General features: G+C 34.8%; 24 protein-coding genes, 2 pseudogenes and 1 riboswitch. Of the genes and pseudogenes, 13 read left to right on the top strand and 13 right to left on the bottom strand.

Features of this window, described 5'->3' with window-relative positions; translation table 11 throughout:
* Positions 1-45: 45 nt before the first annotated feature.
* The 4 genes from ACQKNR_RS24345 to ACQKNR_RS24330 all read left to right on the top strand — a co-directional run bounded on the left by ACQKNR_RS24345 (position 46) and on the right by ACQKNR_RS24330 (position 5721).
* Entirely contained in the window at positions 46-1767 is a 1722-nt protein-coding gene (locus ACQKNR_RS24345; protein WP_427321424.1) for a DUF3981 domain-containing protein, read from the top strand.
* A gap of 116 nt (positions 1768-1883) precedes the next feature.
* Complete coding sequence (locus ACQKNR_RS24340; protein ID WP_427321382.1) at positions 1884-3143, top strand: multidrug effflux MFS transporter; 1260 nt, start codon at positions 1884-1886, stop codon at positions 3141-3143.
* Positions 3144-3334: 191 nt separating this feature from the next.
* Entirely contained in the window at positions 3335-4924 is a 1590-nt protein-coding gene (locus ACQKNR_RS24335; protein ID WP_427321380.1) for an LPXTG cell wall anchor domain-containing protein, read from the top strand.
* Positions 4925-5217: 293 nt separating this feature from the next.
* Positions 5218-5721 (top strand): hypothetical protein, encoded by a 504-nt coding sequence (locus tag ACQKNR_RS24330; RefSeq protein WP_427321378.1) that lies wholly within the window; start codon positions 5218-5220, stop codon positions 5719-5721.
* Between the two features lie 16 nt (positions 5722-5737).
* On the opposite strand, the pseudogene ACQKNR_RS24325 reads toward ACQKNR_RS24330, so the two are convergent.
* A pseudogene (locus tag ACQKNR_RS24325) lies at positions 5738-5818 on the bottom strand (DUF3951 domain-containing protein); the annotation flags it as partial.
* Here ACQKNR_RS24325 and ACQKNR_RS24320 point away from each other — a divergent pair.
* A pseudogene (locus ACQKNR_RS24320) lies at positions 5816-6113 on the top strand (peptide ABC transporter substrate-binding protein); the annotation flags it as partial. The pseudogenes ACQKNR_RS24325 and ACQKNR_RS24320 sit on opposite strands and share 3 nt — an antisense overlap.
* A gap of 16 nt (positions 6114-6129) precedes the next feature.
* Here the strand turns inward: ACQKNR_RS24320 and ACQKNR_RS24315 are convergent.
* The gene (locus tag ACQKNR_RS24315; protein WP_427321376.1) at positions 6130-6597 is read right to left on the bottom strand and encodes a YusW family protein; all 468 of its coding nucleotides are present in this window, start codon (positions 6595-6597) and stop codon (positions 6130-6132) included.
* A gap of 267 nt (positions 6598-6864) precedes the next feature.
* On the opposite strand from ACQKNR_RS24315, the gene ACQKNR_RS24310 reads away from it, so the two are divergent.
* Both ACQKNR_RS24310 and ACQKNR_RS24305 read left to right on the top strand, forming a co-directional pair.
* Entirely contained in the window at positions 6865-7446 is a 582-nt protein-coding gene (locus tag ACQKNR_RS24310) for a TetR/AcrR family transcriptional regulator (protein ID WP_427321374.1), read from the top strand.
* A 57-nt stretch (positions 7447-7503) separates the two neighbouring features.
* Positions 7504-8643, top strand: coding sequence for a YhgE/Pip domain-containing protein (locus tag ACQKNR_RS24305; RefSeq protein ID WP_427321372.1), 1140 nt, complete (start codon positions 7504-7506; stop codon positions 8641-8643).
* A gap of 46 nt (positions 8644-8689) precedes the next feature.
* On the opposite strand, the gene ACQKNR_RS24300 is transcribed toward ACQKNR_RS24305, so the two are convergent.
* The 7 genes from ACQKNR_RS24300 to modA form a co-directional block, all read right to left on the bottom strand.
* A complete protein-coding gene (locus ACQKNR_RS24300) occupies positions 8690-10330 on the bottom strand; it encodes an ABC transporter substrate-binding protein (protein ID WP_427321370.1) in 1641 nt (546 codons plus the stop codon).
* A 382-nt stretch (positions 10331-10712) separates the two neighbouring features.
* On the bottom strand, positions 10713-12353 hold the full coding sequence (locus tag ACQKNR_RS24295) for a peptide ABC transporter substrate-binding protein (RefSeq protein ID WP_427321368.1): 1641 nt from the start codon (positions 12351-12353) through the stop codon (positions 10713-10715).
* A gap of 135 nt (positions 12354-12488) precedes the next feature.
* Positions 12489-12593: riboswitch (SAM riboswitch) on the bottom strand.
* Positions 12594-12746: 153 nt separating this feature from the next.
* On the bottom strand, positions 12747-13580 hold the full coding sequence (locus tag ACQKNR_RS24290) for an aldo/keto reductase (protein ID WP_427321366.1): 834 nt from the start codon (positions 13578-13580) through the stop codon (positions 12747-12749).
* A gap of 1 nt (position 13581) precedes the next feature.
* Entirely contained in the window at positions 13582-14385 is an 804-nt protein-coding gene (proC, locus tag ACQKNR_RS24285) for a pyrroline-5-carboxylate reductase (RefSeq protein WP_427321364.1), read from the bottom strand.
* A gap of 211 nt (positions 14386-14596) precedes the next feature.
* Entirely contained in the window at positions 14597-15448 is an 852-nt protein-coding gene (locus tag ACQKNR_RS24280) for a GRP family sugar transporter (RefSeq protein WP_193414339.1), read from the bottom strand.
* A 302-nt stretch (positions 15449-15750) separates the two neighbouring features.
* The gene (modB, locus tag ACQKNR_RS24275; RefSeq protein ID WP_427321361.1) at positions 15751-16425 is read right to left on the bottom strand and encodes a molybdate ABC transporter permease subunit; all 675 of its coding nucleotides are present in this window, start codon (positions 16423-16425) and stop codon (positions 15751-15753) included.
* Between the two features lie 5 nt (positions 16426-16430).
* Entirely contained in the window at positions 16431-17237 is an 807-nt protein-coding gene (modA, locus tag ACQKNR_RS24270) for a molybdate ABC transporter substrate-binding protein (RefSeq protein WP_427321359.1), read from the bottom strand.
* A 134-nt stretch (positions 17238-17371) separates the two neighbouring features.
* Here modA and ACQKNR_RS24265 point away from each other — a divergent pair, with 134 nt between their 5' ends.
* Positions 17372-18316, top strand: coding sequence for a substrate-binding domain-containing protein (locus ACQKNR_RS24265; RefSeq protein ID WP_427321422.1), 945 nt, complete (start codon positions 17372-17374; stop codon positions 18314-18316).
* A gap of 65 nt (positions 18317-18381) precedes the next feature.
* Here the strand turns inward: ACQKNR_RS24265 and ACQKNR_RS24260 are convergent, their stop codons facing one another.
* A complete protein-coding gene (locus tag ACQKNR_RS24260; protein WP_001060020.1) occupies positions 18382-18483 on the bottom strand; it encodes a DUF3948 family protein in 102 nt (33 codons plus the stop codon).
* 255 nt (positions 18484-18738) lie between these two features.
* Entirely contained in the window at positions 18739-19605 is an 867-nt protein-coding gene (locus ACQKNR_RS24255; protein WP_427321357.1) for a LysR family transcriptional regulator, read from the bottom strand.
* A 127-nt stretch (positions 19606-19732) separates the two neighbouring features.
* On the opposite strand from ACQKNR_RS24255, the gene ACQKNR_RS24250 reads away from it, so the two are divergent.
* The gene (locus tag ACQKNR_RS24250) at positions 19733-20701 is read left to right on the top strand and encodes a DMT family transporter (RefSeq protein ID WP_427321355.1); all 969 of its coding nucleotides are present in this window, start codon (positions 19733-19735) and stop codon (positions 20699-20701) included.
* 21 nt (positions 20702-20722) lie between these two features.
* Entirely contained in the window at positions 20723-20863 is a 141-nt protein-coding gene (locus tag ACQKNR_RS24245) for a YrzO family protein (protein WP_002115427.1), read from the top strand.
* 61 nt (positions 20864-20924) lie between these two features.
* Here ACQKNR_RS24245 and ACQKNR_RS24240 read toward each other — a convergent pair whose 3' ends face one another.
* Positions 20925-21020: a DUF3948 family protein gene (locus ACQKNR_RS24240; RefSeq protein WP_427321353.1), complete on the bottom strand. Its 96-nt coding sequence runs from the start codon at positions 21018-21020 to the stop codon at positions 20925-20927.
* 336 nt (positions 21021-21356) lie between these two features.
* Here ACQKNR_RS24240 and ACQKNR_RS24235 point away from each other — a divergent pair, with 336 nt between their 5' ends.
* Positions 21357-21962, top strand: a complete 606-nt coding sequence (locus ACQKNR_RS24235) for a lysophospholipid acyltransferase family protein (protein WP_427321352.1) — start codon at positions 21357-21359, stop codon at positions 21960-21962.
* Positions 21963-22027: 65 nt separating this feature from the next.
* Here the strand turns inward: ACQKNR_RS24235 and ACQKNR_RS24230 are convergent, their stop codons facing one another.
* Complete coding sequence (locus ACQKNR_RS24230; RefSeq protein WP_001060007.1) at positions 22028-22123, bottom strand: DUF3948 family protein; 96 nt, start codon at positions 22121-22123, stop codon at positions 22028-22030.
* Positions 22124-22428: 305 nt separating this feature from the next.
* Between ACQKNR_RS24230 and ACQKNR_RS24225 the strand changes: the two genes are divergently transcribed.
* Positions 22429-23406 carry a LacI family DNA-binding transcriptional regulator gene (locus ACQKNR_RS24225; protein WP_427321350.1) on the top strand — a complete coding sequence of 326 codons (978 nt, stop codon included), beginning with the start codon at positions 22429-22431 and terminating at the stop codon, positions 23404-23406.
* A gap of 161 nt (positions 23407-23567) precedes the next feature.
* Positions 23568-23897 (top strand): PH domain-containing protein, encoded by a 330-nt coding sequence (locus tag ACQKNR_RS24220; RefSeq protein ID WP_427321348.1) that lies wholly within the window; start codon positions 23568-23570, stop codon positions 23895-23897.
* Positions 23898-23998 lie beyond the last annotated feature (101 nt).

Here is a 23998-nt window from a genome sequence, read left to right as displayed (position 1 = left end):
GTTATACTTAAGGAGAAGATAAAAGAAAAGGGGACATTGCCTTTGATAAAATTTTTAGTTTTAGCTATTCTCACTTTGTTTTTGATTCCATGGACAAGAAGCAGTAGTAATAAACTTCGAGCGGTGGATAAGAAAGGGGATGAGGAGGTTGTAAAGGGTAAAAAATCATCTATTTTAGTCATTCCTATTTTATTTTGGATTGGTATTGCAATCTATGAATATTTTTGGCTAATTGATGATCGAGCAGATTCAATTCTTACTCATTATTCTGTTGCAGTAGCAATTTTAATTGGGCTTGTTTTATTTTCACAAGAGAAGATAGGAAAATTAGAAGGTACGTTAAAAGGACTTCTAATGTTTGTTTTACTCGCAAGTTACGGCTATTTTGGTTATTTGTACGATATAGTAATCTCGCAAAAGAAATATGATTCTGTTGTGAAGGTAGAGAAAGATATTTCAGAGCCATTTACTGAAAATGATCAGCCGTTTACAGTGCCGCCAAAGACAGCTGAGAATAAGATGAAAAAAGTATTTGGAGATATTCCGAAAGTAGCTTATTTTGAGCTAGGTGAATTAACGCCACAAATGGTAAACGGTGAGGCTTTATATGTAGCGCCGATTGAAGTTTCAGGCTTTTTTAAAGCAAGGAAAGCGGAGACAATTCCAGGTTATGTAACGATGTCAGGTACGAATCCTGACGCGGAAGCGAAACTGCACCTCGGTTATAAGATGAAATATGTGCCAAGCATGTTTTTCGGGAATAATTTAGAGCGTGTTGTGCGAAAAGCGGAACCAAATTTAATCTTTAAAGGGAAACCTAAATTTGAAGTTGATGATAAAGGGAAACCGTATTATACAATGACGTATGGTGAATTTATTTCAGGAAGATCTGGATTTGAGGTAGAGGGTGTTGTTGTTGTAGATGCACAAACAGGTGAAGTGAAAAGATACGATAAAGGAAAGGCACCTAAATTTGTTGATGGCGTATTAAATCATGAGACTGCATCTACGTTAAATACGTACTTCGGTAAATATATTCACGGATTTTGGAATACGAAGTTCTCACAAACTGATATGAAGATTCCAACTGAGTGGGGAACGAAAGAAGGCGTTACACCAATCTTCGGTAAGGATGGAACGCTATATTACTTTACTGATTTCACTTCTCCGAAAGAAGGAGTAGATTCTGCGTTAGGTTACTCACTCATTGATGCGCGTACAGGTAAGTTGTATTACTATAACGGAAAAGAAGTAAAAGGAATTATGGACGGTTCAGCTGCTTCGGAAGTAGTGGATAATTCCTTTAAGAGAGAGAAATGGCATGGGACGATGCCAGTTATTTATAATGTGTATGGTAAACCTTCTTGGATTGTACCTGTTATTGATGACGGAGGATTAGTACGTGCTCATACTGTCATCTATGCTTCCAATGCGAAGATATTTGCAACAGGCTCGACGCAAAAAGAAGCACTTGAGAATTATAAAAATGCGCTAAGCGGAAGTGGAGATTCATTTAGACCGACTTCAAATGGAAAAGAGGCGCAAAAAGAAGGTATTGTACAACGCGTATATAAAGAAAAATCAGGTGAAAATACAATTGTGTATGTACTGTTAGAGAACGAACAAAAAGTATTTATGATACCTGTGAAAAAATTCCCATATGCTATGTTTACAGAAGTGGGGGATCCAATTCAAATCACATATTTAGATACAGGAGAGGCGATGTCATCCGTATCTAAATTTACAAATAGCAATTTGAAAAAGTAAAGCGATAGAGATTCTATCGCTTTTTTACATTATTAAACAGGAAAATACGGGATACTTGACGTATATTTATGTTGTAACTATAATTGTTACGATTCGACATTTATATGAAAGGGTGAATGGAAAAAGTGAATGGAGTTAATCACGAAGTATATAAACCTGTAAAGACAAACAGGTTATGGATGATTCTTGTATTAGGGACACTTACGGCAATTGGGCCATTATCTATTGATATGTACTTGCCTTCGTTGCCGAAATTAACGGATGATTTACAAACAGGTGCATCTCTCGCACAGCTTACATTGACAGCTTGTTTGCTTGGGCTTTCGGTAGGGCAATTATTCGTCGGTTCAATTAGTGATATTTACGGAAGGCGCAAACCTCTTATTATTGCTCTTATTATTTATGTTGCTTCTTCATTACTTTGTGCTGTAGCACCGTCTATTTGGACTTTAGTACTTTTACGTTTCTTACAAGGTGCTTCAGGGTCTGCCGGCATCGTTATATCTCGTGCAATGGTAAGAGATATGTATTCAGGTTCTGAAATGACGAAGTTTTTCTCACTACTTATGTTAGTAAACGGAGCAGCGCCTATTTTGGCACCGATTATTGGAGGACAATTGTTACAGTTTACAACATGGCGCGGCGTTTTTATTGTTCTTGGAGCAATTAGTGTATTCATGCTAATATCAGCTACTTTCGTATTACGTGAAACATTACCGCCTGAAGAAAGAGAGACAGGTGGATTGTCAGGAACTATGGCAACATATGGAAAACTCCTGAAAGATCGTTTATTTATGGGATATGCATTGTCGCAAGGATTAGTAACGGCGGCAATGTTTGCTTATATTTCTGGTTCACCATTTGTGTTGCAAAATATATACGGAGCATCACCACAGCAGTTTAGTTTGTTCTTTGCGATTAACGGTATCGGTATTATTATTGCTAGCCAAATTACTGGCCGCTTAGCAGGGAAAGTTAATGAGAAAACTTTATTTGTTTCCGGTATTATTATTGCTACCGTTGGTGGTTTATCTCTACTACTTACAATCGTATTAGGAATAGGTTTAATTGGTGTTTTATGCTCGCTATTCCTTGTTGTATCAAGTGTTGGGGTTGTATCAACAACTGGCTTCTCGTTAGCAATGAGAAATCAGAAACAAGCTGCAGGAACAGCATCAGCTTTACTAGGTTTATTACAGTTTATTTCAGGAGCACTTGTTGCACCGCTAGTAGGTATTGGTGGAAGTAATACAGCATTGCCGATGGGTGTTGTTATTGCGCTTTGTGAAGTGGGAGCCGTGTTATGTTATCTATTTATGGCGAAACGAAGTGAAAAACAATTTGATTTACAAAAAGGATCAAATATAGAAGTATAGGAAAATAAAGAGTTATGACATGTTGTCATAGCTTTTTATTTTAAAGTTATAAATCTAATTATTCTGTAATTTTATTGTTTTCAGTCTATTTTTTACTTATAATGGATATTGGGTCTGTCTTATATTCTATAAAGAGTATAGGGTGGTATAGATAATAGAATGGTATCAATAATAGGGGAGGAATATTTTTTATGTTTAAGAAGGTAAGCGCAGTAACTCTTGTATCACTTTTAGCTTTATCTCCGGTTGTAGCGTTAGCAGCACCGGAAGGTAATAATGTGAAGCAAGTAAATGTGGAAAAAGTAGATAAGGAAACTGGAAATGAACATAAGGACGCGAAATTAAAAGAACCAGAACAAAAGAAAGATCAGAATCAAGGAAATAAAGAAGCTTCTAAAGAAATAGAGCAGACTATAAAACCAGAAGAAAAGAAAGAATTAAAAGAATCAAAACCTAGTGTAGAAAAGAAATTGGAACCAGTAGAAGAAAATAAACAAGAGCAAAAGAAAGAGAATGTAGGACAAAAAAATGTAACACCTGCAAAACCGGTAACACCGTCAGGGCAAGTTACTAATAAACCGTTAGCGCCACCTTCTTCAAAAGTAGATGAAGAGGAGGCAATAGATATATCTAATTTTAGTGGGAATGTAGTAGGGAAAGCGAAATGGGATCCGAAAGAAAATCATTATGTATTAGATATAACAGCAACAGTAACAAATAATTCTAAGGAAAAAGCAAGTGATCTTTATCTTGGTATAGCTATACCAAAGGGGTTAGATGGAGATTTTAAAGATGTCCATGGAGTAGAACTTGAGGATGGTTCTGAGGCGATTGCAATTCAATTGCCAGAAATGGATGCTGGCAAAACAGTTACAAAAAATATTAAGATTCCTGTTCTAGGAAATGTAGCAGGTGAAAAAGTAAGTAAAGATATCGAATTATATTTAATTGATCATGCGAATAATGAATATGAGCCTCTTGGGAAAATTAAAGGGAGTGCTAATATTGATTTCTCAGAAATGAACAAAGATATACGTTTTGACGGGAAAGTAAAGGCAACAACATGTGTACAGAATTTAAAGGAAAATCAATTTACACTAGATTTCTTATTAACAACTCAGAATTTAACAATTGAGGATTTAAAGGGATTTGATGTGGAAATTGATGTTCCAAAAGATATTAAATTAACAATTCCTGATCATTATAAGCAAGCAGAAATTCCTGATTATTTAAAGGATGCTTCTTTACAAGGAGGGCTTCGTGAAGGGGCAATGAATCTAGATATTAAATGGAATGGAAATATAGCGACAATCCCAGTGCAAGCAATGAAAGCAGGAGAAGGATCCGTATTGTACTTCCAAATTGTTGGCGAAACGGCTAAGAATTTAAAAGATTTAAAAGTGACCTTTACTGCAAAACGTGGAGATCAAACTGTAAAGAAACAAGTAGCGATTGAAAAAGTAGAAAATAACGATTGTAAAAAGCAAGATGATAAAAATACAGCAGGAGATAATAATAGTGAAGGGAAAGGAACCGGAAATAATACACCTAATACAAAAGGACCAAATTCAAATCAAGTAATCGATAAACCGAATCAAATTACACCGACACCAGTTACGCCAACAAAAGTAACTCCAACACCAGTAAAAGTGAGTGATAAAGTATCTTTGCCAAAAACGGGTGCTTCACAAAATGATAATTTACTTACATTAGTGGGTGTTGTTATGCTGGCGGGAAGTGTTCTCGTATATAAACGTAGTCGTATGAATGTGAATAAATAAGAAGCGGTAAAGATACATAGTAAATTTTCCGTTTAAAAAGACCTGGTAAACTTATTACCGGGTCTTTTTATATCTATATCTTAGTCGTCTATATGTGCTTACAGTTTTGTAAGGTGATGTAGTAAAGCGATGCAAAAGTTATTTGCATAAAGTGACGATACTGTGACAAAAATGTTGGTATATATATTACGATAGCGTCTTAAGTGTAAAAAGCAGGGCGTTCTCGGTATAATAACAAGTGGAGATAAAAAAACTATAATTAGTAGTAGCTGTAGATAAAAGGAGAAGAAGAGATGAAGAAGGTTTTGGGTATTGCTGTAATGGGAAGTATGATCCTTCTAGCAGGGTGTAATGGGAATAAAGAAGCGAAAGAACCAAAAGAAAAGATAGAGCAATCTACTGAACAGACAGAAGAGATGAAAGTATATCGCGAGGTACATGAAAAGTATGATGTGAAGATGAACAAAGAAATTAATAACGCGTTACAGTTATTTGAAGTGGCAAAAGAAAAGGGCGGTAAGGAAATAACTAATGCTAAATATAAGGAAGACGTGCAAAAGGTAACAACGGGTATGTTAGAAGATATTGATAATATACGTAAAGAAATTCGTGTGCCGAAGTCGAAAGAGCAAGAGCATGAATTGTATGTTGGTTTCTTAAATGAATCGGAACAAGCGATGAAAAAATTACAGAAGTTAGCTAAAGAAGAAGATTCATCGCTGATTCGTGATATAGACATTAATTTTTCAACAGCATCGACATATTATAAACGTTTTCAAACAGAAGCGAAAAAATAACCTTGCGCATGCAAGGTTATTTTTTCTTCTTACCATCTCCGTCTTCGCATACTAATACTTTCTGCTCTTCGTGAAATTCTGAAATTGTTTGGAAGGTTCTCTTTTAGATCCAATTATTAAACTAGATTTATATGCAGGGGATGGCCCGAATAACTATGCAAAATGGCATAATAAAGAATTTGACGCTTTAGTAAAAGAAGCAGAAGTTGAACGAAATGAAGATAAACGCTTTGATTTATTGCACAAAGCAGAAGATATCATGTTTACAGATTCACCGTTAATCCCAATTATATTCCCTTCTGATTCCTACTTACAAAAAGGATCAGTATTGGGGCTTCAATATTATGCTGGGATCGAAGCTAGATTTAAGATATGCAAAAATAAAGAAGTAGGCAACCGCCTACTTCTTTATTTTATTTCTCTTTTATATTCTTTTTTCGTTCCATCAGAGAAGACAACTTCTAAATGGAATTTTTGATAGTCTTTATCAAGTTTGAATACATTTACTACTTGATCAATTACCTCTTGATCTGGTGTATTTTTATCAAATTTTAATTCTTGTAGAAGAGGGCTTAATTTTGTAATAGCCTCGTCGCCTGTGAACTTTACATCTGTTTTATGGTCTTCAATTTTTGCTTCCATTTTTTTATCTGCTGCTACATTTTTATAATCAGCTTCGTAGTCTTTCTTTGTATCCTGATAGTCTGCCTTTAAATCGAATTCATTGAAGTTTAGCTTTAAATCAGCAGGAGCCTCGTTCTTTGCCTCTTCTGTCGTCTTTTTATTAGAAGTTGTATCTTGTTTTGCAGGAGCTTTACATCCTGTTAATGCAGGTACTAGCATAAGAGCTAATAAAACTGATAGTAAATTTCTCATTATAAATTCCTCCTTATGTAAATTTGTTCTATACAAGTTTTTCCCAAAATCATGTAATTATGTATGTGTTGAAAATAAATTTTTTGCTTATAGCTTCAAGGGTTAATCCGCAATTTAAATCAAAAATGATTTGTATGTATATGGTAAATTGAAGTTGTGAGGAGGTACTGAAATGCAAAAAGAAGTGAAAGAGAATTATTGACAATTATTAGAAAAGTAATATAATCAAAATGTAAGTGATCACTTGCATAAGGAAGAGAGGGTTTTATGGCGCGCTCAAAGACAGCAGAAAAAATTATTCAAGCGGCGATTGAATTAGTAAAAGAAAAAGGATATACGGCAGCAACGACGAAAGAAATTGCAATGCGTGCTGGTGTTAACGAAGTAACGATATTTCGTAATTTTAAAAGTAAAAAGGGTGTTATTGAAGCAGCCGTTGCAGAGTTTTCATATGTACCGCATTTAAAACAGTTTTTGCAAACAGAAATTGTGTGGGAATTAGAAAAGGATTTAAAAAACTTAGCAAGGCATTATCATAAATTTTTGAATAGCATAAAAGATATTATTTCTATCGGTATACGTGAGGCGAGAGAATTTCCTGAATTAGATGAGGAAATTGCTAAAATTCCACAAGGATTAAAAGAGGAATTAATAATTTATTTTTCCAAGATGCAGGAACAGGGCAAGATTATTCATACAAATATTGAAGCGCAAGTAATGAATTTTATATGGATTAATTTTGGTTATTTCCTATCTAAATTGCGTTTTGAAAACCGACTTATGGAAATTGATGATGAGAAATTTATTGAGAATAATATAGTTTTATATGCTAGGGCTTTAAGACCCTAGTATTTATTTAAAATGAAATGCAAGTAAGTACTTGCTTGCTAAATGGGGAGCGAGAAGATGAATACATTAAAACAATTTTTAAAATTACCTGGTACGTATGTAGGAGTGGTAGTGGCGTTATCGTTCCAACTTATTTTCTTTTGTGTGTGGTTAACGGCGTATGATGGAGTGAACGAAAGAGCAGATCAAATGCGTATTGCTATTGTGAATGAGGATGGAAATATAGGGAGTAAAATAGCAGAAGGCTTACAGAGAAATCTACCATTTCAAGTGAAGAAAGAACGGTCTATGGAAAAAGCAAATGAAAAAATGAATGACCATGTCTATGATATGATTATTGAAATTCCCGCTTCTTTTTCAAAAGATATAAATGAGGTGGGAAAAACAAATTTAAACTTCCACATTAATCAAGCGAGTGCCATGATGGCAAAGCAAATGATGGAAGGAGCAGCAAAACAAATTCGAGATAACGTAAATAAAGAGATAGCAAGTTATAAGGAACAAGCGATTATTGGGAAATTTCAAGTGGCAGGGACGGGAAATCTAGAAGTGATAAAAGGCTTAACAGAAGAGTCAATTGGCTTTACAGTCCATAAAGTAAATGATGCAAAAGGATTTTCAGTTAATATGGTACCACTTATGATTGTATTAGCTTCATTTGTAGGAGCAATGATTATGAGTATGGAATTATCAAAAGTTGCAAAAGAAGTGGAGGGCGGTTGGAGTAATTTCTTATCACGACAAGTAATTAACGGTACAGTATCAATCTTGCTTGCTTGTATTACAATTGGCTTGATGAAAGGGTTCCAGATAGAAGTGCAAGAAACTGTATGGAATATATGGTTGTTTCAAGCGATCGTCTTCTTTGCATTTCTTTCATTAACACAAATGTTTATTACTGTCTTTGGAAATGCAGGTATGATTTTTAATATTATTTCTCTGTCATTACAACTTGTAAGCTCAGGTGTAATAGTACCGCGTGAGATGCTTTCTAAAATATATCAAACAATCGGTGGGTTATTTCCCGCAACATACGCAACGAATGGTTATTATACAATAATATTTGGTGGAGTTAGTCTAGAGGGGAATATTATTTCATTATTACTTATTATATTAGTTACACAATTGGTAGTGGGAATCACTATAGGTACAAGAGGAATGGTAAAGGGAAGAAGTTCTGTAGCTAAAGAAGTATAAAGTAAAAAAGGTATCCTTCGTGGGATACCTTTTTTACTAGATTTTATTATTTTGCAACTTCTGTCCACTTGTAGTTAAATTCACCGCCGAAGTCAGTTGTTACAAGTCCTTTAATAAATCCACGTTGTAAGTAAGAACGACCTTGTTGATATAAAGGAGCGACAGCACCATCTTGTAATAAGATTTTTTCAGCTTGTTTCATTGCATCCCAGCGTGCTTTTTCATCACCGGCTAAATCTGTTTTTACTTTATGAATTAGCTCGTCGTACTCTTTGTTAGAGTATTTATCGAAGTTATAAGCACTATCTGTTGTAAATAAATCTAAGAATGTAATTGGGTCAGCGAAATCAGGGCCCCAGCCGTCAATTCCGATTTCATAATCACCACTTAATAGTAATTTCAACTGTTGTTTACGTGGTTGTGGTTTTAAATTCACTGTTAATCCATCTAGATTTTTTTCTAATTCACCTTTTAAATATTCACCAGTCTTTTTAGCTAAAGCATTATCACTTGTTAATAGTTCAAGTGTTACTTTGTCAGTACCAAGTTCTTGTTTCGCTTTTTTCCAGTTTTCTTTCGCCAATTTCACATCATCTTTGACTAGGTTTCCGTTTTCTTTACGGAAGTCGTTGCCTTCTGGGCTTTTTGCGAATTTCGCAGGAACCATTCCTTCAGCTGGAACAGCACCGTTATTTAAAATGGTTTCTACGTACGCTTTTTTATTCATTGCTCCGTTAATAGCAAGGCGTGCATGTTGATTTTTTAATACTGCATTTTTCTGGTTTAGTCGTAAAAATTGAATACCGACTTCAGCGCGTTCTTTGAAGTTTGGATCGCTCTTATATTTATCAACAAATTCCGCAGTTAAAGCAACACGATCAATTTGTCCTGAATCATATAAGTTAACTTCTGTAGATTTATCTTTAACGACATTGAAGTTGATTTCTTCTAATTTTACAGTTTTAGCATCCCAATAGTTAGGGTTCTTCTTCAGTTGGAAGCTTTGTTCGTGTTTCCAGTTATCTAATGTGAAAGCCCCATTGTAAATTAAATGATTTGTTTCTAAACCGTATTTATCACCTTGAGATTTTAAGTACTCTTCATTAATTGGTAAGAATGTTGCAAATGTCGTTAAGCTTAAGAAGTAGGGAATAGGACGGTCTAGTTGTACTTCTAAAGTTTTGTCATCAAGAGCTTTGACGCCTAATTGATCAATTGGTAATTGTTTTTGATTTATTTGTTTCGCATTCTTTATATCGAAGAATAGGAATGCATATTCGGCAGCTGTTTCGGGATTTACGGCACGTTGCCAAGCGAAGACAAAGTCTTTTGCTGTAACAGGAGTACCGTTTGACCATTTTGAATCACGAAGATGGAATGTATATTTTGTTTTATCGGGACTAATGTCAACCGACTCAGCGACACCAGGAATAGGTTTATTATCTTCTCCCATTGCATATAAACCTTCAAAAACATTTCGCATTACGTTCATGGATTCCCCATCCGTTGCTTTCGCAACATCCATTGTTGGAATTTCTGAAGCATATGATAAGTTAATTGCCTGTTTATCAGGTGCTTTATCGTTTGCTTTCGCTCCGCTTGCATTTTCTTTATTCCCCCCGCAAGCAGTTAGTAGTAGACTTGCCCCTAAAACAGATGCAACAACAGGTACAACTTTTTTCTTCATTGTTCGTTCCTCCCTAAATGTGTTGTTCGTAACGTCATAATGTCCATGGCTTGAAGTAGCTATAGAAGGAGATAAAACCTATTATGAATATTTGTTTATAGGTAATCAGGTATTCTATATGTATATACATGTTGAATTGTAATCTATCGTTATATGTTTCAACGTAGTAGACATTATATTTTAATAGTGTAATATTTCGTCTCTTTGATTATTTAGAATATTAACACTAGAAATAACTATATGTCAATAATGAAAATAGAGTGTTAATTTCTTGGAATAATATATTGAAAAAGTAGACTCCCTCATATTAAGGGATCTACTTTTAATATATTTTGCAAAAAACAATTGGCGTGGGTGGAAAAACTCCAATTAAAGTTGTATTTTATTTTTCAACTTTTGCCCATTTGAAGTTTAATTGACCTGCAAAGTCCACTTGTACAATTCCTTTCACATAAGAACGTTCTAAATAGGATTCTCCTTTTTGGTAAAGAGGAGCGATAACAGAGTCTTTAAATAATATTTTCTCTGATGCTAGTAATGCATTAAAGCGAGCTTTTTCATCACCAGCTAAAGTAGTTTTAACTTTTTCAATTGTTTCGTCGAACTCTTTATTAGAGTAGTGATCTAAGTTGTAAGGGTTATTCGTTGTAAACAATTCAAGGAATGTAATTGGGTCAGCAAAGTCAGGGCTCCAACCATCAATTCCAATTTCGTAGTCACCTTTTAATAAAAGTGAAACTTGTTGCTTACGTGGTTGAGGTTTTATATTTACTGTTAAGCCATCTAAATTTTTTTCTAATTGTCCTTTTAGGAACTCACCAGTTTTCTTCTCAAGGTCACCATCACTTGTTAATAATTCTAATGTGATTTTTTCAGAACCAAGTTCTTTTTTTGCTTTTTTCCATAATTCTTGTGCAGATTTTGTATCAACCTTTGTTAAATCGCCGTTTGCAGTACGGAAGTCTTTTCCATCAGGACCTTTTGCAAAGTTTTTTGGAACGAGACTATAAGTTGGTGTAGAGCCGTCATTTAATAACGTATTTACAAAGGATTTTCGATCAATTGTTTGATCAATTGCTTGGCGTGCAGAAACGTTTTGAAGTACTTTGTTTTGTTGATTCATACGTAAAAATTGTACTCCTACGTTCGGACGTTCTTTAAAGTTAGCATCCTTTTTATATTTATCAACGAAGTCAGATGTTAGTTTTATACGGTCTAATTGTTTTGACTCGAATAAATTCACTTCGGTTGATTTTTCTTTTACGACGTTAAAATTGATTTCTTCCAGTTTGACATTATCTTTATCCCAGTAGGTAGGATTTTTCTTAAATTTAAAACTTTGTTCATGTTTCCAATCGCTTAGTGTAAAAGCCCCGTTGTACAAAATTGTATTATCTTCTAAAGCGTACTTATCACCTTGTGCTTTAAAGAATTCTTCGTTAATTGGTAGAAATGTTGGGAACGCTGTTAAGCTAATAAAATATGGAACAGGGCGCTCTAATTCTACCTCAAACGTATGGTCATCAACTGCTTTTACACCAAGTTGATCGGCTGGAAGCTCTTTGTTGTTAATTTTTGTTGCGTTTTTAATATCAAAGAATAGAAATGCATATTCAGAGGCTGTTGCTGGATCGACAGCTCTTTGCCAAGCAAAGACAAAATCTTTCGCTGTAACAGGAGTACCGTTTGACCATTTTGAATCTCGTAAATGGAATGTGTATTTCGTTTTATCACCACTTACTTCATGAGATTTTGCAACGCCAGGGACAGGTTTGTTACCTTCACCAAGATTATACAAACCTTCAAATACGTTTCTCATTACTTGACCAGAATCAGTATCTGTAGCACGAGCTGTATCCATTGTTCGTATTTCAGTAGGTGAAGATAAGTTTAAAACCTGTTTACTAGGTACCTCGTCTTTTGCATTTGCTCCGCTAGCTTCGTTTTTATAACTACCGCAACCAGTTAATAAAATACTTACTCCTACAACTGATGCGATACCGGGTACAAACTTCTTTTTCATTTGATTTTCCTCCTAAATAATTAATAAGATTGGATGATGATGAGGGAAATGAAAAATAAAAAATCCCTCTTTTCGTATTGAGAAAGAGGGATTTTTACGTACAAGTTATGCACCCGTATATAAACGAAGTCCCTCATTCTATCTTTCAAGCATAAAGCTTGCAGGAAGTGGCACAGTATTCAAAATGAACCTGCTGCCGAGGTTTCAAAGGGCCAGTCCCTCCACCTCTCTTGATACAATGAGTAAACGAATAAATTTTATTAAATTTTTGTGTTTCTTTGATAATTCAAAATCTTACACCTTGAAGAATGAAGTGTCAATCGAATGAAATATAATTTAAATTTTCAGTTTTTTTGAAATAGAAAACCACTGCATATGGCAGTGGTTTTCCTACTAGAAGTTAAAGTTATCTGGATCCGGACCAACGCGATGATTTTCATTTAAAGCTTGAATTGTACTCATATCATCAGCACTTAATTCAAAATCGAATATATTTGCATTTTCAATAATGCGATGTTCTTTAATAGATTTAGGGATTGTTACAACTTCATTTTGTAGATCCCAGCGTAAAATAACTTGTGCAGTTGATTTATTATATTTTGTTGCAATTTCTTGTAATGTTGGGTTATCCAGTAGTTGCCCTTGCATTAATGGTGACCAAGCCTCAAGCTGGATGTTATGTTCTTTACAGAAAGTATGCAATTCTTCTTGCGTTAAACGTGGGTGGTATTCTACTTGGTTAACCATTGGCTTAATTTCAGCGATTTTAAATACGTCTTGCAAATGGTGAATATGGAAATTGCTCACACCGATAGCACGAACACGGCCATTTTTATAAAGCTGCTCTAGTGCTTTCCACGATTCAGTATACTTTCCTTTTACAGGCCAATGTACTAAATATAAATCTAAATATTCTAGGCCTAATTTTTCTAAAGTAGTTTCAAATGCTTGAAGTGTTGATTCGTAACCTTGATCGCTATTCCATACTTTTGAAGTGATGAACAACTCTTCACGAGGAATACCAGATTCGCGAATTGCTTGACCAACGCCTTCTTCATTTTTATAGATTGCAGCTGTATCGATGCTGCGGTATCCATTTTTAATTGCTGCTTTTATAGAATCAATTACTTCTGATCCATCTTCTATTTTAAAAACACCTAAACCGAACCAAGGCATTTTCACACCATTATGTAATGTTGTATAGTCTTTTAAACTAGCTAAACTCATATTATTTCCCCCTAGCTTTTCTATTTGTTGCTTCTACCGCTTGTTGAATTGCTTCTGAAAAATTATATTCATATAAAGCTTTAAGACCTTCAGCTGTTGAACCTCCTGGTGTTGTTACTTGTTCACGGAGGTTAGCTGGATCTTGTGTTTGTTCAAGCATAGAAGCAGAGCCAGAGATCATTTGAATGACAAGGTGTTTTGCGGTTGCTTCATCGACTCCATAACTTTTTGTTGCTTCAATTAAGCTTTCAGCAAAGTAATAAAGGAAGGCTGGTGCACTTCCAGTAACTGCAGTAAGTTGATGAACTTCTTCTTCAGTGCAAAGTTGTGAAGTACCAATGCCTCTTACAAGCAGTTGTAAAGTTTCTTGATGCATCTCGTTTACGGATTGTCCCGTCGTATATAAGGAGATAGACTTTCCGATTTCAGCAGCTGTATTTGGCATAATCCAAGCAACGGGTGTGCCTTGAGGAAGTCTTTCTTCTAAATAAGATGGTCCGATTCCGGCAGCTACTGTTACGACAAATTGGTTGGTTAGAAGAGGAGATAACTCCTTTAATAACTGTTCATGTGCAGCAGGTGGCATCGCTAAAACAATCGTATCAACAGATGCAATATGCTGCTTCCAATCTGTAGTGATGGACACATTATATCGTTGTTGTAATTGCTCTAGCTTTTCTGCGTTACTTCGGTTGGAAACGATAATTTCTTCGATGTATTCTTTGCTTGTTTTAAGTAATCCGGAAAATATAGCTTCTGCCATACGACCGGCACCAATAAATAAAATTCGATGTTTATTAAGCATATCCTTTATTCCTTTCTAGTAGAGATATGTTATAAAAAACGATACCATTTTCAAGAGAATTTTGTAAAAAGAAAAGGCTTATAGCGAAAAGAATGAAATTGGAGGGAGGAGGATTGATACAAAAAGGTTATAAAGATTATTATATTTGAAAAATAGTTGTAATTAAAAACCCCTGAAGTAGTTATACTTCAGGGGTTAATAGATTATAAGTTTATGATTTTGTCATACCAAGCAATACAGCGCCACCGATAATTAAAACACTACCTAGTGCAATAAAGATCATTTGGCGTTTTGTTTTCTTTTCACCTAAGAAGACAATCGCACCGAATGTTGAGATAACGATTCCAGTTTGAGATAATGGGAAGCTTGTCGCAACTCCGACACGTGGTAAGGAAAGAAGTAAGAATAAGTTTCCTGTTCCCCATAGTAAACCAGATAAAGCATTACGAATTGCATATTTGTTAAAAGGTTTATGTTTAGATGTCAGTACAACTGCCCCAACAAACATACCAACTGCTTGTGGTAAAATAGCAGACCAACCATCGATATTATACCAACGAATAATAATTACATATACAAGATAGCCGAAAGTAGAAACAATTAAAGTTAGAAGTCCTTTTTTCAATTGTCCTGGTGGCTGTGCATTTTCTTTATCATCTAATGATGTGAATACAACACCAACTACAATTAATAGGATTGCAATCGTTCCCAGAATGATCGTTGTTGTAGTAGTCCACTCACGGAAAGCGATAACCCCAAAGATAGAAGTTGCAACAAGTTGCATACCAGTAGAAATCGTTACAGTCGTTGAAACACCTAGTTTCTCAACTGTTTTTAATTGGTTTACTTGTCCTAAAGCCCAGAATAAACCTGAAATAAAACCGACAATTAGGATTGTCATTGTTAAAGCTGGTTGAGTAAATACATACATAATTGTTGCAAAGAATAGAGCACCGATTGTCATACCTACCGTTTGGCTATATGCACCACCGCCCATTTTTACGCTTACTAATAAGATGTTTCCCCATGCAATTGCAGGAAGAAGCGCTAATAAAATGTCCATTACAAGACTCCCTTCATTTTGCTATACCAATATAATTACATATTGTTCTAACGATCGGTAATTTCCCACTAATAGAGTAGAAGATTACCGATCGCTAAAACCGAATGAAGAATTTCACGTTATAAATGCGTTTTCATTTCTTCATCTTTTCAAACACCTCCATATAATAACAGGAAACCACCCATTTTAGAAAGTAAATTCAAATAGAATGTATATTTAAATAAAAAGTAAAATTCAGTCATTTTTTGACGGTAGTTTTTATTTCCTAAGAAATAAAAAAACAGCCTTTGTCGAAAGCTGTTTTAAGGGTTAGTAATTCTTTTATTAATAAGCTGAATACATAGCAGAAATAGGAGTGACATACTAATAGTGATAATTACAAGTGTCCAAGCGAGCTGCATATTACTTGCATCAATGGCCATGTAAATTGCTGTTGGGATTGTCTGTGTTTTCCCTGGAATGTTCCCAGCAAACATGAGTGTAGCACCAAATTCTCCTAGTGCACGAACAAAGCTTAAAATCATACCGCTTAGTAGTGCGGGAAATGCAAGCGGAAGTGTAACGTGTAGAAAAACTTGATATTCACTTGCGCCAAGATCGCGAGCACCCTCTTCAATTTGTATATTTGCGACAGAAAATCCTGTTTTCGCTGATTGATACATGAGCGGAAATGCAACAACGGTAGAAGCGATGATAGCAGCAGTAGATGTGAACATAATGGACTGCTGAAATAATGATTCGATCCACATTCCAATCGGGCTGTTTTTTCCAAAAATGATAATGAGAAAAAAGCCGATTACAGTTGGCGGAAGTACCATTGGTAATAAGAAAATAGTTTCTAGTATTACTTTATATCGCCATGAGGAGCGTGCTAGCGACCGGCCGATAATCGTTCCTAAAATTGTGACGATAATGGTGGCGCATGCAGCTACTCGTAAAGATAGAAAGACGGGTGACAAAATAGCATCAAAGCTCATGGCAATTATGATAGGACTGTAAATCCATATTTCTTAAAGATAGATTGTGCATCTTTTGACTGCAAATATTCATAAAATGAAGTCGCCTCTTTCTTATGCTTCGATTCTTTTATAACGCCTAAAGGATAGTGGATTGGCTCATGAGAAGTAGCTGCTGCCGTCTCGCCAATTTTTACTTTGTCTGAAATGAGAGCATCTGTTTTGTATACAATACCAGCATCGACATTACCTGTTTCTACATATGTTAACACTTGGCGAACATCTTTTGTAAATACGATTTTATTTTGAATGTCATTCCAAAGATTTTCATGTGTGAGAGAAGCTTTTGCATATTTTCCAGCAGGTACAGATTCAGGTGTACCAAGTGCGATTTTCTTGATTTTCTCATCTTTTAAATCTTGAAATTTTGTAAGAGAACTATCTTTTGGGACGACTAGAACTAGTTCATTTCCAAGAAGATTTTTCCCTTCTTTTTCATTAATGACCCCCTTTTTTACAAGAGTTTGGAATTTATCTTCTGCTGCAGAGAAGAATAAATCGGCAGGTGCGCCTTGTTCAATTTGTTGTTGAAGTGCACCAGAAGCACCGAAGTTAAAAGAAAGCTTAATATTAGGCTCTTTCTCTTTATATTGTGTTTCAATTTCTTTTAATGCATCTTGTAAGCTAGCAGCAGCTGATATAGTCAGTTCGACTGTTTTTCCCTCTTTAGCAACTGACTTTTCTTTTTTTTCCTTGCTTGTACAAGCAGCACTAAATATAAGAAGGAAAGAAAGTATAAGTGCCCCAATAGATCGTAATGTGAATTTGTTCATAAAAAAATCCCCTTTCGTTTTGACATAATTAATTATAACTAAATATAACTAAATATAACTAGTTATAATTGAATATAATTTGAACGATATGGTTGTTTTTAAAAAATAGGAGAAATATTCTTTTCTTTGTTACAATGAAAGAAGAAAGTGAGGAATCGTCTATGGATCATCATTCCTACACAACGGAAGAAGTAGCGAAGCGATTAAAAGTATCAAAACTAACTGTATACGACTTAATTAAAAAAGGAGAACTTCCTTCTTATAGAGTTGGTAGACAGATGCGTATTGATGCAGCAGATTTAGAACAATATATAAAACAAATGAAAACAGGAAAGGTACAAGTTACTCCTGTAAAAAACGATAGTAGTATCTTGAATACGTGTATTATTAGTGGGCAAGAACTAACGTTAGATATGTTAGCAAAACGTATAGAAAAGCGTCTGCCAAGCTCTAATATATTAAGAGCATATCAAGGTAGTTTGACTAGTTTAGTGAAAATGTATCAAGGTGAAGGAAATATCGTTAGTTTGCACTTGTTTGATGGGGAAACAGGTACATATAATGTTCCTTACGTAAAACGTATTTTAGTGGGACAGCCATGTATTATGATTAATTTATTGGCAAGAAACGTAGGGTTTTATGTCCAAAAAGGAAATCCAAAGAAAATAAAGACATGGGCTGACATATCCCAATCCTCTATAAGATTTGTAAATCGAGAAAAAGGTTCTGGTATTAGAGTTTTAGTGGATGAGCAATTACGAATCCAAAAATTAAATAAAGATGATATTAGCGGATATGAATGGGAAGAATCGAATCATCTCGGTGTTGCCACGCAAGTGGCGAACGGGAAAGCAGATGTTGGAGTAGGGTCAGAAAAGGTTTCACAAATTGTAAATGTAGACTTTATTCCGATAATGGAAGAACAGTATGATCTAGTGCTTCTAAAGAATAAAGAAAATGAGGAACTTATTGAGGTTATAAAAGAAATACTGCAATCGGAAGATTTTCATAACGAATTAAAAGTGATTGGCGGATATGATATGACTAAAACGGGTCAAATTATATATGAAACAAACTAAAAAGCTGCTTGTCTATAAGACGAGCAGCTTTTTCTATATATAAAGGGGGTTGGGGAAACGAATTGTTAAACAAGACTTTGAGCAAGTGTGTAAATGAAAGCTGTAAGAAGAGTCGCTCCACTTGCAAGTCCGATAAAGTCTGATTTGTTGAAAGTAATGTTGTTCATCATAATCTCTCCTTATTTGTTTAATGTAGTTGCAACTGCTTTTGCATCGACAAGTGCGGATAGCACCATGCCCATTGTGTTAAAAAATTTGTTTGATTTCATTTTGTTCATCATGCATATCCGCTCCTTTTCGAATAGTTGTTGCCCTGCTTTATGTCTTAATTATAGGAAAAATAATGGATTACAACTATCGAATTAGCTTACGGAAGACTTACACTTTTGTAAGAAAAAAAGACATTCGTGTAAGAATGTCTTTTAAAGCATATTGATATGATGATGCTCTTCAATTGTTTTTAAAAAGCTACGCATTGAATTCGTCATGTAGCTATCTTTACGGCGTATGAAAACTGTTGAAATACTACCATATTTTTCAGGAATTGCATGACAATGTACCTTGCCAGCTTTAGAAAGATGTTGAACGGCAGATTGTGGTACGAGTGTAATTCCAAGGCCAAGTGCAACACTGTTTAATATTGTTTCTAATATGTTAAATTCCATAATTCTTTTTGGAAGTAATCCTTCATCTTTAAGCCAACGTTCGAGTTTAGAACGATACCCGCATCCTTGATTGAAAACTAGAAGAGGAGTTGTGGTGAATTCTTCTATATGAAAGGCTTTGTTGTGTGTAACAAGTACAAGCTTTTCTGTACTGACATCATATTGTTCAATAATTGGATGTTTTATTGGGCCTGATATAAAAGCACCATCTAATTGATGGTCAAGTACTTCTCTAATAAGTTCTTCTGTTAGTCCTGCTTGTAATGATAAATCAACGTTTGGATAGCTTTTATAGTAAGAAGACAAAATGGTAGGCAATGTACTTACTGTTTCGACTGTACCGATTTTTAATATACCAGATGGTGTTTCACTATCTAAAAACACTTGTTTTAGCTCTTCAACATCTTGCAAAATTTTATTAACATAAACGAGCATTTTTCTTCCTTCAGCCGTTAAAGTCATCCCTCGTTTATGACGGTAAAAGAGCGGTGTTTTCAGCTCGTTTTCTAGTTGCTTAATACGTGCAGTTACATTAGATTGTACATAATTTAATTCCTTTGCTGCGCCGCTTACACTACCTCTGTCGGCGACGCTTTGAAAGATTTGTAAGTCTCGTAATTCCATTTTATGCTCCCCCTTGATGTTAACTATCATTATAAATGATAGTTAACATCATTTTGAATCATTTTACGTGATATATTTTTTCTTTTACAATTCTCTTTGTGCAAATAGAAAGAAGCGGGGGATTGTGGTGAGAAGAGGTCAAATGATAATAGGAGCTTTGGCATGTTTAATCGCAAGTATGTCATGGGGAGCGATGTTTCCGGTTGCTGATCATGCGTTAGAATACATAGATCCATTTTATTTTTCACTTATTCGATATGGAGCAGTGGCGATAGTACTGATTGTATTATTGTTAATGAAAGAAGGAAAACAGGCATTTCGTTTAGAAGGAAGAGGAAAGTTACTCGTCTTTTTTGGAACGATGGCGTTTACTGTATATAATGTACTCGTATTTTTAGGACAAATGTTAATGGGAAAATCAGGTGTAATGGTAGCCTCTATTATGGAAGCACTTATGCCGATGATTTCCATTTGTATTTTATGGGGATATAAGCATATAAAACCGAAAAAGTATATGATAACGAGTATGATTATCGCTTTTGTAGGAGCTGTATTTGTTATTACGAAAGGTGACATGAGTTTCTTTTTAACATTGAAAGATAACATGTTTTCGCTAGCATTTATATTTATTGGTGTTGTAGGATGGGTTATTTATACGATGGGTGGTCAAACGTGTAGCGATTGGTCAACGTTACGTTATTCTACGTTGACATGCGTATTTGGCACTGCTGTTACAGGGATTATAACTGTAATCATCACATCGTTTGGATATGTATCGGTACCGAGTATGGGAACGATTTCTATTGTGAAATATGATTTATTATTTATGATGACATTACCAGGTATCGTAGCGCTACTCGCTTGGAATTACGGTGTGAAAATCTTATCATCGATTAACGGCATTTTATTTATTAATTTTGTACCCATTACGACTTTGATTATTATGATGATGCAAGGATATCAAATAACAATGTTTGATATTGTAGGAACATTACTTGTTATTGCAGCGCTTATTCGCAATAACGTTTGTCAGAGAAAAGAAGAAAATATAAGTAAGCAAGTTTTACAAGAAGAGCAATTACGCCAAGCTGTTTAATAGCCAATTGGAGGATTTCACATGTTAGAAAGTTTATTGTTTTTCTTCGCCGTCGGAGTTGCTTGCGAGCTTGCAGCAATTAATCGAAACGGTCGTAAGAAGATAAAACAACAAGCTGAACTGATACAGCTTTTAAAAGAGTTAAAAGAAAGAAAAATTTAAAAAGACGACCGGGCATAGACGGTCGTCTTTTTCTATATAAAGGGGAAAGGGGACACAAAGTTTATATAAGCGTAGCAGCGTAAATAAAAGTAGTAAGAAGAAGAGAGCCGCTAGCTAATCCTAAAAAATCTAATTTGTTAAAAGTGATGTTATTCATAATACATTCTCCTTACTTGTTTAATGTAGAAGCAACAGATTTTGCATCGATAAGGGCGGAAAATACTATGCTCATTGTAGTTAAGAAATTGTTCATTTTTACTTCATTTATCATAATGATCCGCTCCTTTTCGAGTAGTTGTTGTTTCTTTCTGACTCAATTGTATGAAATATCGCAAGAAGTAACTATCGAATTAGCTTACAAGAAAATTACACTTTTGTAAGAATTGAAATTTAACAATAAATACTTATTTTTATTACCAACTCCTAAAACTTAGTGTTATAATCATTGTAAGAAAATAATTATACTTCGGATATTCAGAAAGGAACGAAACAAATGTATAAACCAATTACATTTTCGTTGAAATATATATTTAAAATGGCTGGGAAGGTAGAAGTGCAAGGAAGAGAGAAATTGCCGGAAGGTGGCCCTTACGTTGTTGCATGTACACATACAAGTTTTATGGATGTTTTAATGTTAGCAACGGGGATGTATCCAACCCAAATTCATTACATGGCAAAAAAAGAATTGTTTGAAGGTAAATTTAAAAATTGGTTCTTTAAAAATGTAAATGCATTCCCTGTAGACCGTGCGAACCCAGGGCCAAGTACACTCAAAATTCCATCACGCCTATTAAAAGAAGGAAAAGTAGTAGGGATTTTCCCGAGTGGGACGAGATCAACAGAAGATGTTTCATTAAAAGCTGGGGCTGTTACGATTGCACTGCGTTCTAACGTTCCGTTAGTACCGGCAGCTTATATTGGTCCATCAAGTGTAAAAGAATTGATAAAAGGAAAAAAAGCGCAATTAGTTTTTGGAGACCCAATTCAAATTGATGCTGAAGAACAAATAGATCGAAAAACGGCTATGAAAATGATGACAGATCAATTAAATGAAAAGTTTGAAGAGCTAAAGGAAGCTCTTCAATCAAATCAAAAGTAAGAAAAGACGACCGGGCATAGACGGTCGTCTTTTCTATTACTATTTATATAAAGGGGACACAGAGTTTATACAAGCGTAGCAGCGTAAATAAAAGCAGTAAGAAGAAGAGAGCCGCTAGCTAGTCCTAAAAAATCTAATTTGTTAAAAGTGATGTTATTCATAATACATTCTCCTTACTTGTTTAATGTAGAAGCAACAGATTTTGCATCGATAAGAGCGGAAAATACCATGCCCATTGTATTCATAAATTTGTTCGTTTTCATTTTGTTCATCATATTGATCCGCTCCTTTTCGAATAGTTGTTGCTCTGCTTCTGACTTAATTGTATGAAATATTGCGGAGGTTCACTATCGAATTAGCTTACGGGAAAATTACACTTTTGTAAGAAAAACGAATGTAGGTGTAATGATAAGAAGATTTGACATATGTTCATGGGATTCATTAAGTTAAAAGGAGAGGTGAGTGTATGGCTAATATTAAAGATATCGCAAAGATGGCTGGGGTTTCGGTTACGACGGTTTCGAGAGTATTGAATGATCATCCGTATGTAAGTGAAGACAAAAGGAAGGTCGTTTTAGAAATAGTTGAGAAGTTGAATTACTCCCAAAATGCAAATGCTGTTCATTTATCGAAGGGGAAGACGAATATTGTTGGTGTAATTCTACCTTATATTAATCATCCAAGCTTCGATGCAATGGTAGGAGGGATGATGGAGGGGGCGTTAGCTCATAATTACAGAGTGCTACTTTGCCAAACGAATTATAGTAAAAAAGAAGAAATGAAGAGCCTACATATGCTGAAGACAAAACAATTAGATGGTCTTATTATTTGTTCACGGGCAAATGATTGGGAAACGATAGAGCCGTATGCTTCCTATGGCACAATAATTGCTTGTGAAGATAATGATATTTCAAATATCTCAAGTGTATATACAAATCATTCGGCAGCTTTCCAATTAGGAATGAATTATCTTATTAAAAAAGGTTATAAAAAAATCGGTTATTGTACGGGAAGAAAGTTAGGGCCGAGTAGTCAAAAGCGTTTTGATGTTTATAAAAAGCAATTGCAATCCATAGATGAAGAAGTTAATAAAGAATGGATTTTTACAGAATGTTTCACGTTAGAAGATGGTTTGAGAGTGGCTCATAGGTTAAAGGGAATGCGGAGTCGTCCTGAAGCGTTAATGGTAGCAGGAGATGAAGTTGCGATTGGGATTATGACAGAAGTTGAAAAATTAGGTATTCAAGTTCCTGAGGATTTAGCGATTATTAGCTTTGATAATCAACCTATTTCACAAGTGTTACAACTAACAACTATTGACCAAGATTTAAAAGGGATAGGCAAAACAGCTTTTGAAATGTTTTATCGAAAAATAACTGACGAGAGCTCTAAACAAGAAAAGGTGGAGGTCCCTTATAAACTTGTGGAACGCTCTACAGTTTAGCCTTAATCCGTTATGCGTATGATCGCATAACGGATTATTTTTTTGAAATATCTTTGACAGGAAACGCGTTTCATACTTTATAAAGGAGTTACACCGGTCTGTAATAATCCATGGATTCTTTTCAAGTGTTAAAACAATGAATAGAATTTGGAGGAATATGCATGAATGAACTTTTGTTGAGTATGAAAAAATATGTAGAGGATGATGAAAAGATTTTAGCTTTTGTGGTAGGGATATTTGAGAAGGATGATTTCACTTTGGCTTACCGACATGGGATTTTCGCTGCCACTACTAGACGTCTCCTTTTTTACGGGAAATTTTCGTGCTATCCTGCAATATTTGAAGAGTATTCGTATTTGCATATAGATGACATAGATTTTCGTCCATGTTTCGAACTTACTTGTAATCATGAAATGGTTAGAGCTAAGTATATTCAGAAAGGGAATGTGGAGCGCTTTGTTCGTACAGTTAGAGCAAATATGAATAATTAATCACCCCTTTGTTTAAACATAATATCATGATTATTATGAGAAAAAATGCGGAATAAAAACCACTTCTAAACCTCTAAGAGATAGTGATACAATGTCAAATG

Origin of the sequence: Bacillus sp. NPDC094077 (assembly GCF_050279465.1) — a bacterium.
Lineage (GTDB): Bacteria > Bacillota > Bacilli > Bacillales > Bacillaceae_G > Bacillus_A.
Note: the sequence above shows the minus strand (reverse complement) of the source record. Positions and strands in the feature narration are given on the sequence as shown.

Bases quoted from the DNA above. Each gene is read 5' to 3' on its own strand.
- ACQKNR_RS24310 (WP_427321374.1), top strand. From the start codon at position 6,865: ATGGCGCGCTCAAAGACAGCAGAAAAAATTATTCAAGCGGCGATTGAA.
- proC (WP_427321364.1), bottom strand. From the start codon at position 14,385: ATGCTTAATAAACATCGAATTTTATTTATTGGTGCCGGTCGTATGGCA.
- ACQKNR_RS24280 (WP_193414339.1), bottom strand. From the start codon at position 15,448: ATGGACATTTTATTAGCGCTTCTTCCTGCAATTGCATGGGGAAACATC.
- ACQKNR_RS24290 (WP_427321366.1), bottom strand. From the start codon at position 13,580: ATGAGTTTAGCTAGTTTAAAAGACTATACAACATTACATAATGGTGTG.
- modA (WP_427321359.1), bottom strand. From the start codon at position 17,237: ATGAACAAATTCACATTACGATCTATTGGGGCACTTATACTTTCTTTC.
- ACQKNR_RS24235 (WP_427321352.1), top strand. From the start codon at position 21,357: ATGTATAAACCAATTACATTTTCGTTGAAATATATATTTAAAATGGCT.
- ACQKNR_RS24240 (WP_427321353.1), bottom strand. From the start codon at position 21,020: ATGAATAACATCACTTTTAACAAATTAGATTTTTTAGGATTAGCTAGC.
- ACQKNR_RS24330 (WP_427321378.1), top strand. From the start codon at position 5,218: ATGAAGAAGGTTTTGGGTATTGCTGTAATGGGAAGTATGATCCTTCTA.
- ACQKNR_RS24220 (WP_427321348.1), top strand. From the start codon at position 23,568: ATGAATGAACTTTTGTTGAGTATGAAAAAATATGTAGAGGATGATGAA.
- ACQKNR_RS24225 (WP_427321350.1), top strand. From the start codon at position 22,429: ATGGCTAATATTAAAGATATCGCAAAGATGGCTGGGGTTTCGGTTACG.
- ACQKNR_RS24245 (WP_002115427.1), top strand. From the start codon at position 20,723: ATGTTAGAAAGTTTATTGTTTTTCTTCGCCGTCGGAGTTGCTTGCGAG.
- modB (WP_427321361.1), bottom strand. From the start codon at position 16,425: ATGAGCTTTGATGCTATTTTGTCACCCGTCTTTCTATCTTTACGAGTA.
- ACQKNR_RS24305 (WP_427321372.1), top strand. From the start codon at position 7,504: ATGAATACATTAAAACAATTTTTAAAATTACCTGGTACGTATGTAGGA.
- ACQKNR_RS24230 (WP_001060007.1), bottom strand. From the start codon at position 22,123: ATGAATAACATCACTTTTAACAAATTAGATTTTTTAGGACTAGCTAGC.
- ACQKNR_RS24255 (WP_427321357.1), bottom strand. From the start codon at position 19,605: ATGGAATTACGAGACTTACAAATCTTTCAAAGCGTCGCCGACAGAGGT.
- ACQKNR_RS24260 (WP_001060020.1), bottom strand. From the start codon at position 18,483: ATGAACAACATTACTTTCAACAAATCAGACTTTATCGGACTTGCAAGT.
- ACQKNR_RS24265 (WP_427321422.1), top strand. From the start codon at position 17,372: ATGAAAGAAGAAAGTGAGGAATCGTCTATGGATCATCATTCCTACACA.
- ACQKNR_RS24295 (WP_427321368.1), bottom strand. From the start codon at position 12,353: ATGAAAAAGAAGTTTGTACCCGGTATCGCATCAGTTGTAGGAGTAAGT.
- ACQKNR_RS24335 (WP_427321380.1), top strand. From the start codon at position 3,335: ATGTTTAAGAAGGTAAGCGCAGTAACTCTTGTATCACTTTTAGCTTTA.
- ACQKNR_RS24340 (WP_427321382.1), top strand. From the start codon at position 1,884: ATGGAAAAAGTGAATGGAGTTAATCACGAAGTATATAAACCTGTAAAG.
- ACQKNR_RS24315 (WP_427321376.1), bottom strand. From the start codon at position 6,597: ATGAGAAATTTACTATCAGTTTTATTAGCTCTTATGCTAGTACCTGCA.
- ACQKNR_RS24300 (WP_427321370.1), bottom strand. From the start codon at position 10,330: ATGAAGAAAAAAGTTGTACCTGTTGTTGCATCTGTTTTAGGGGCAAGT.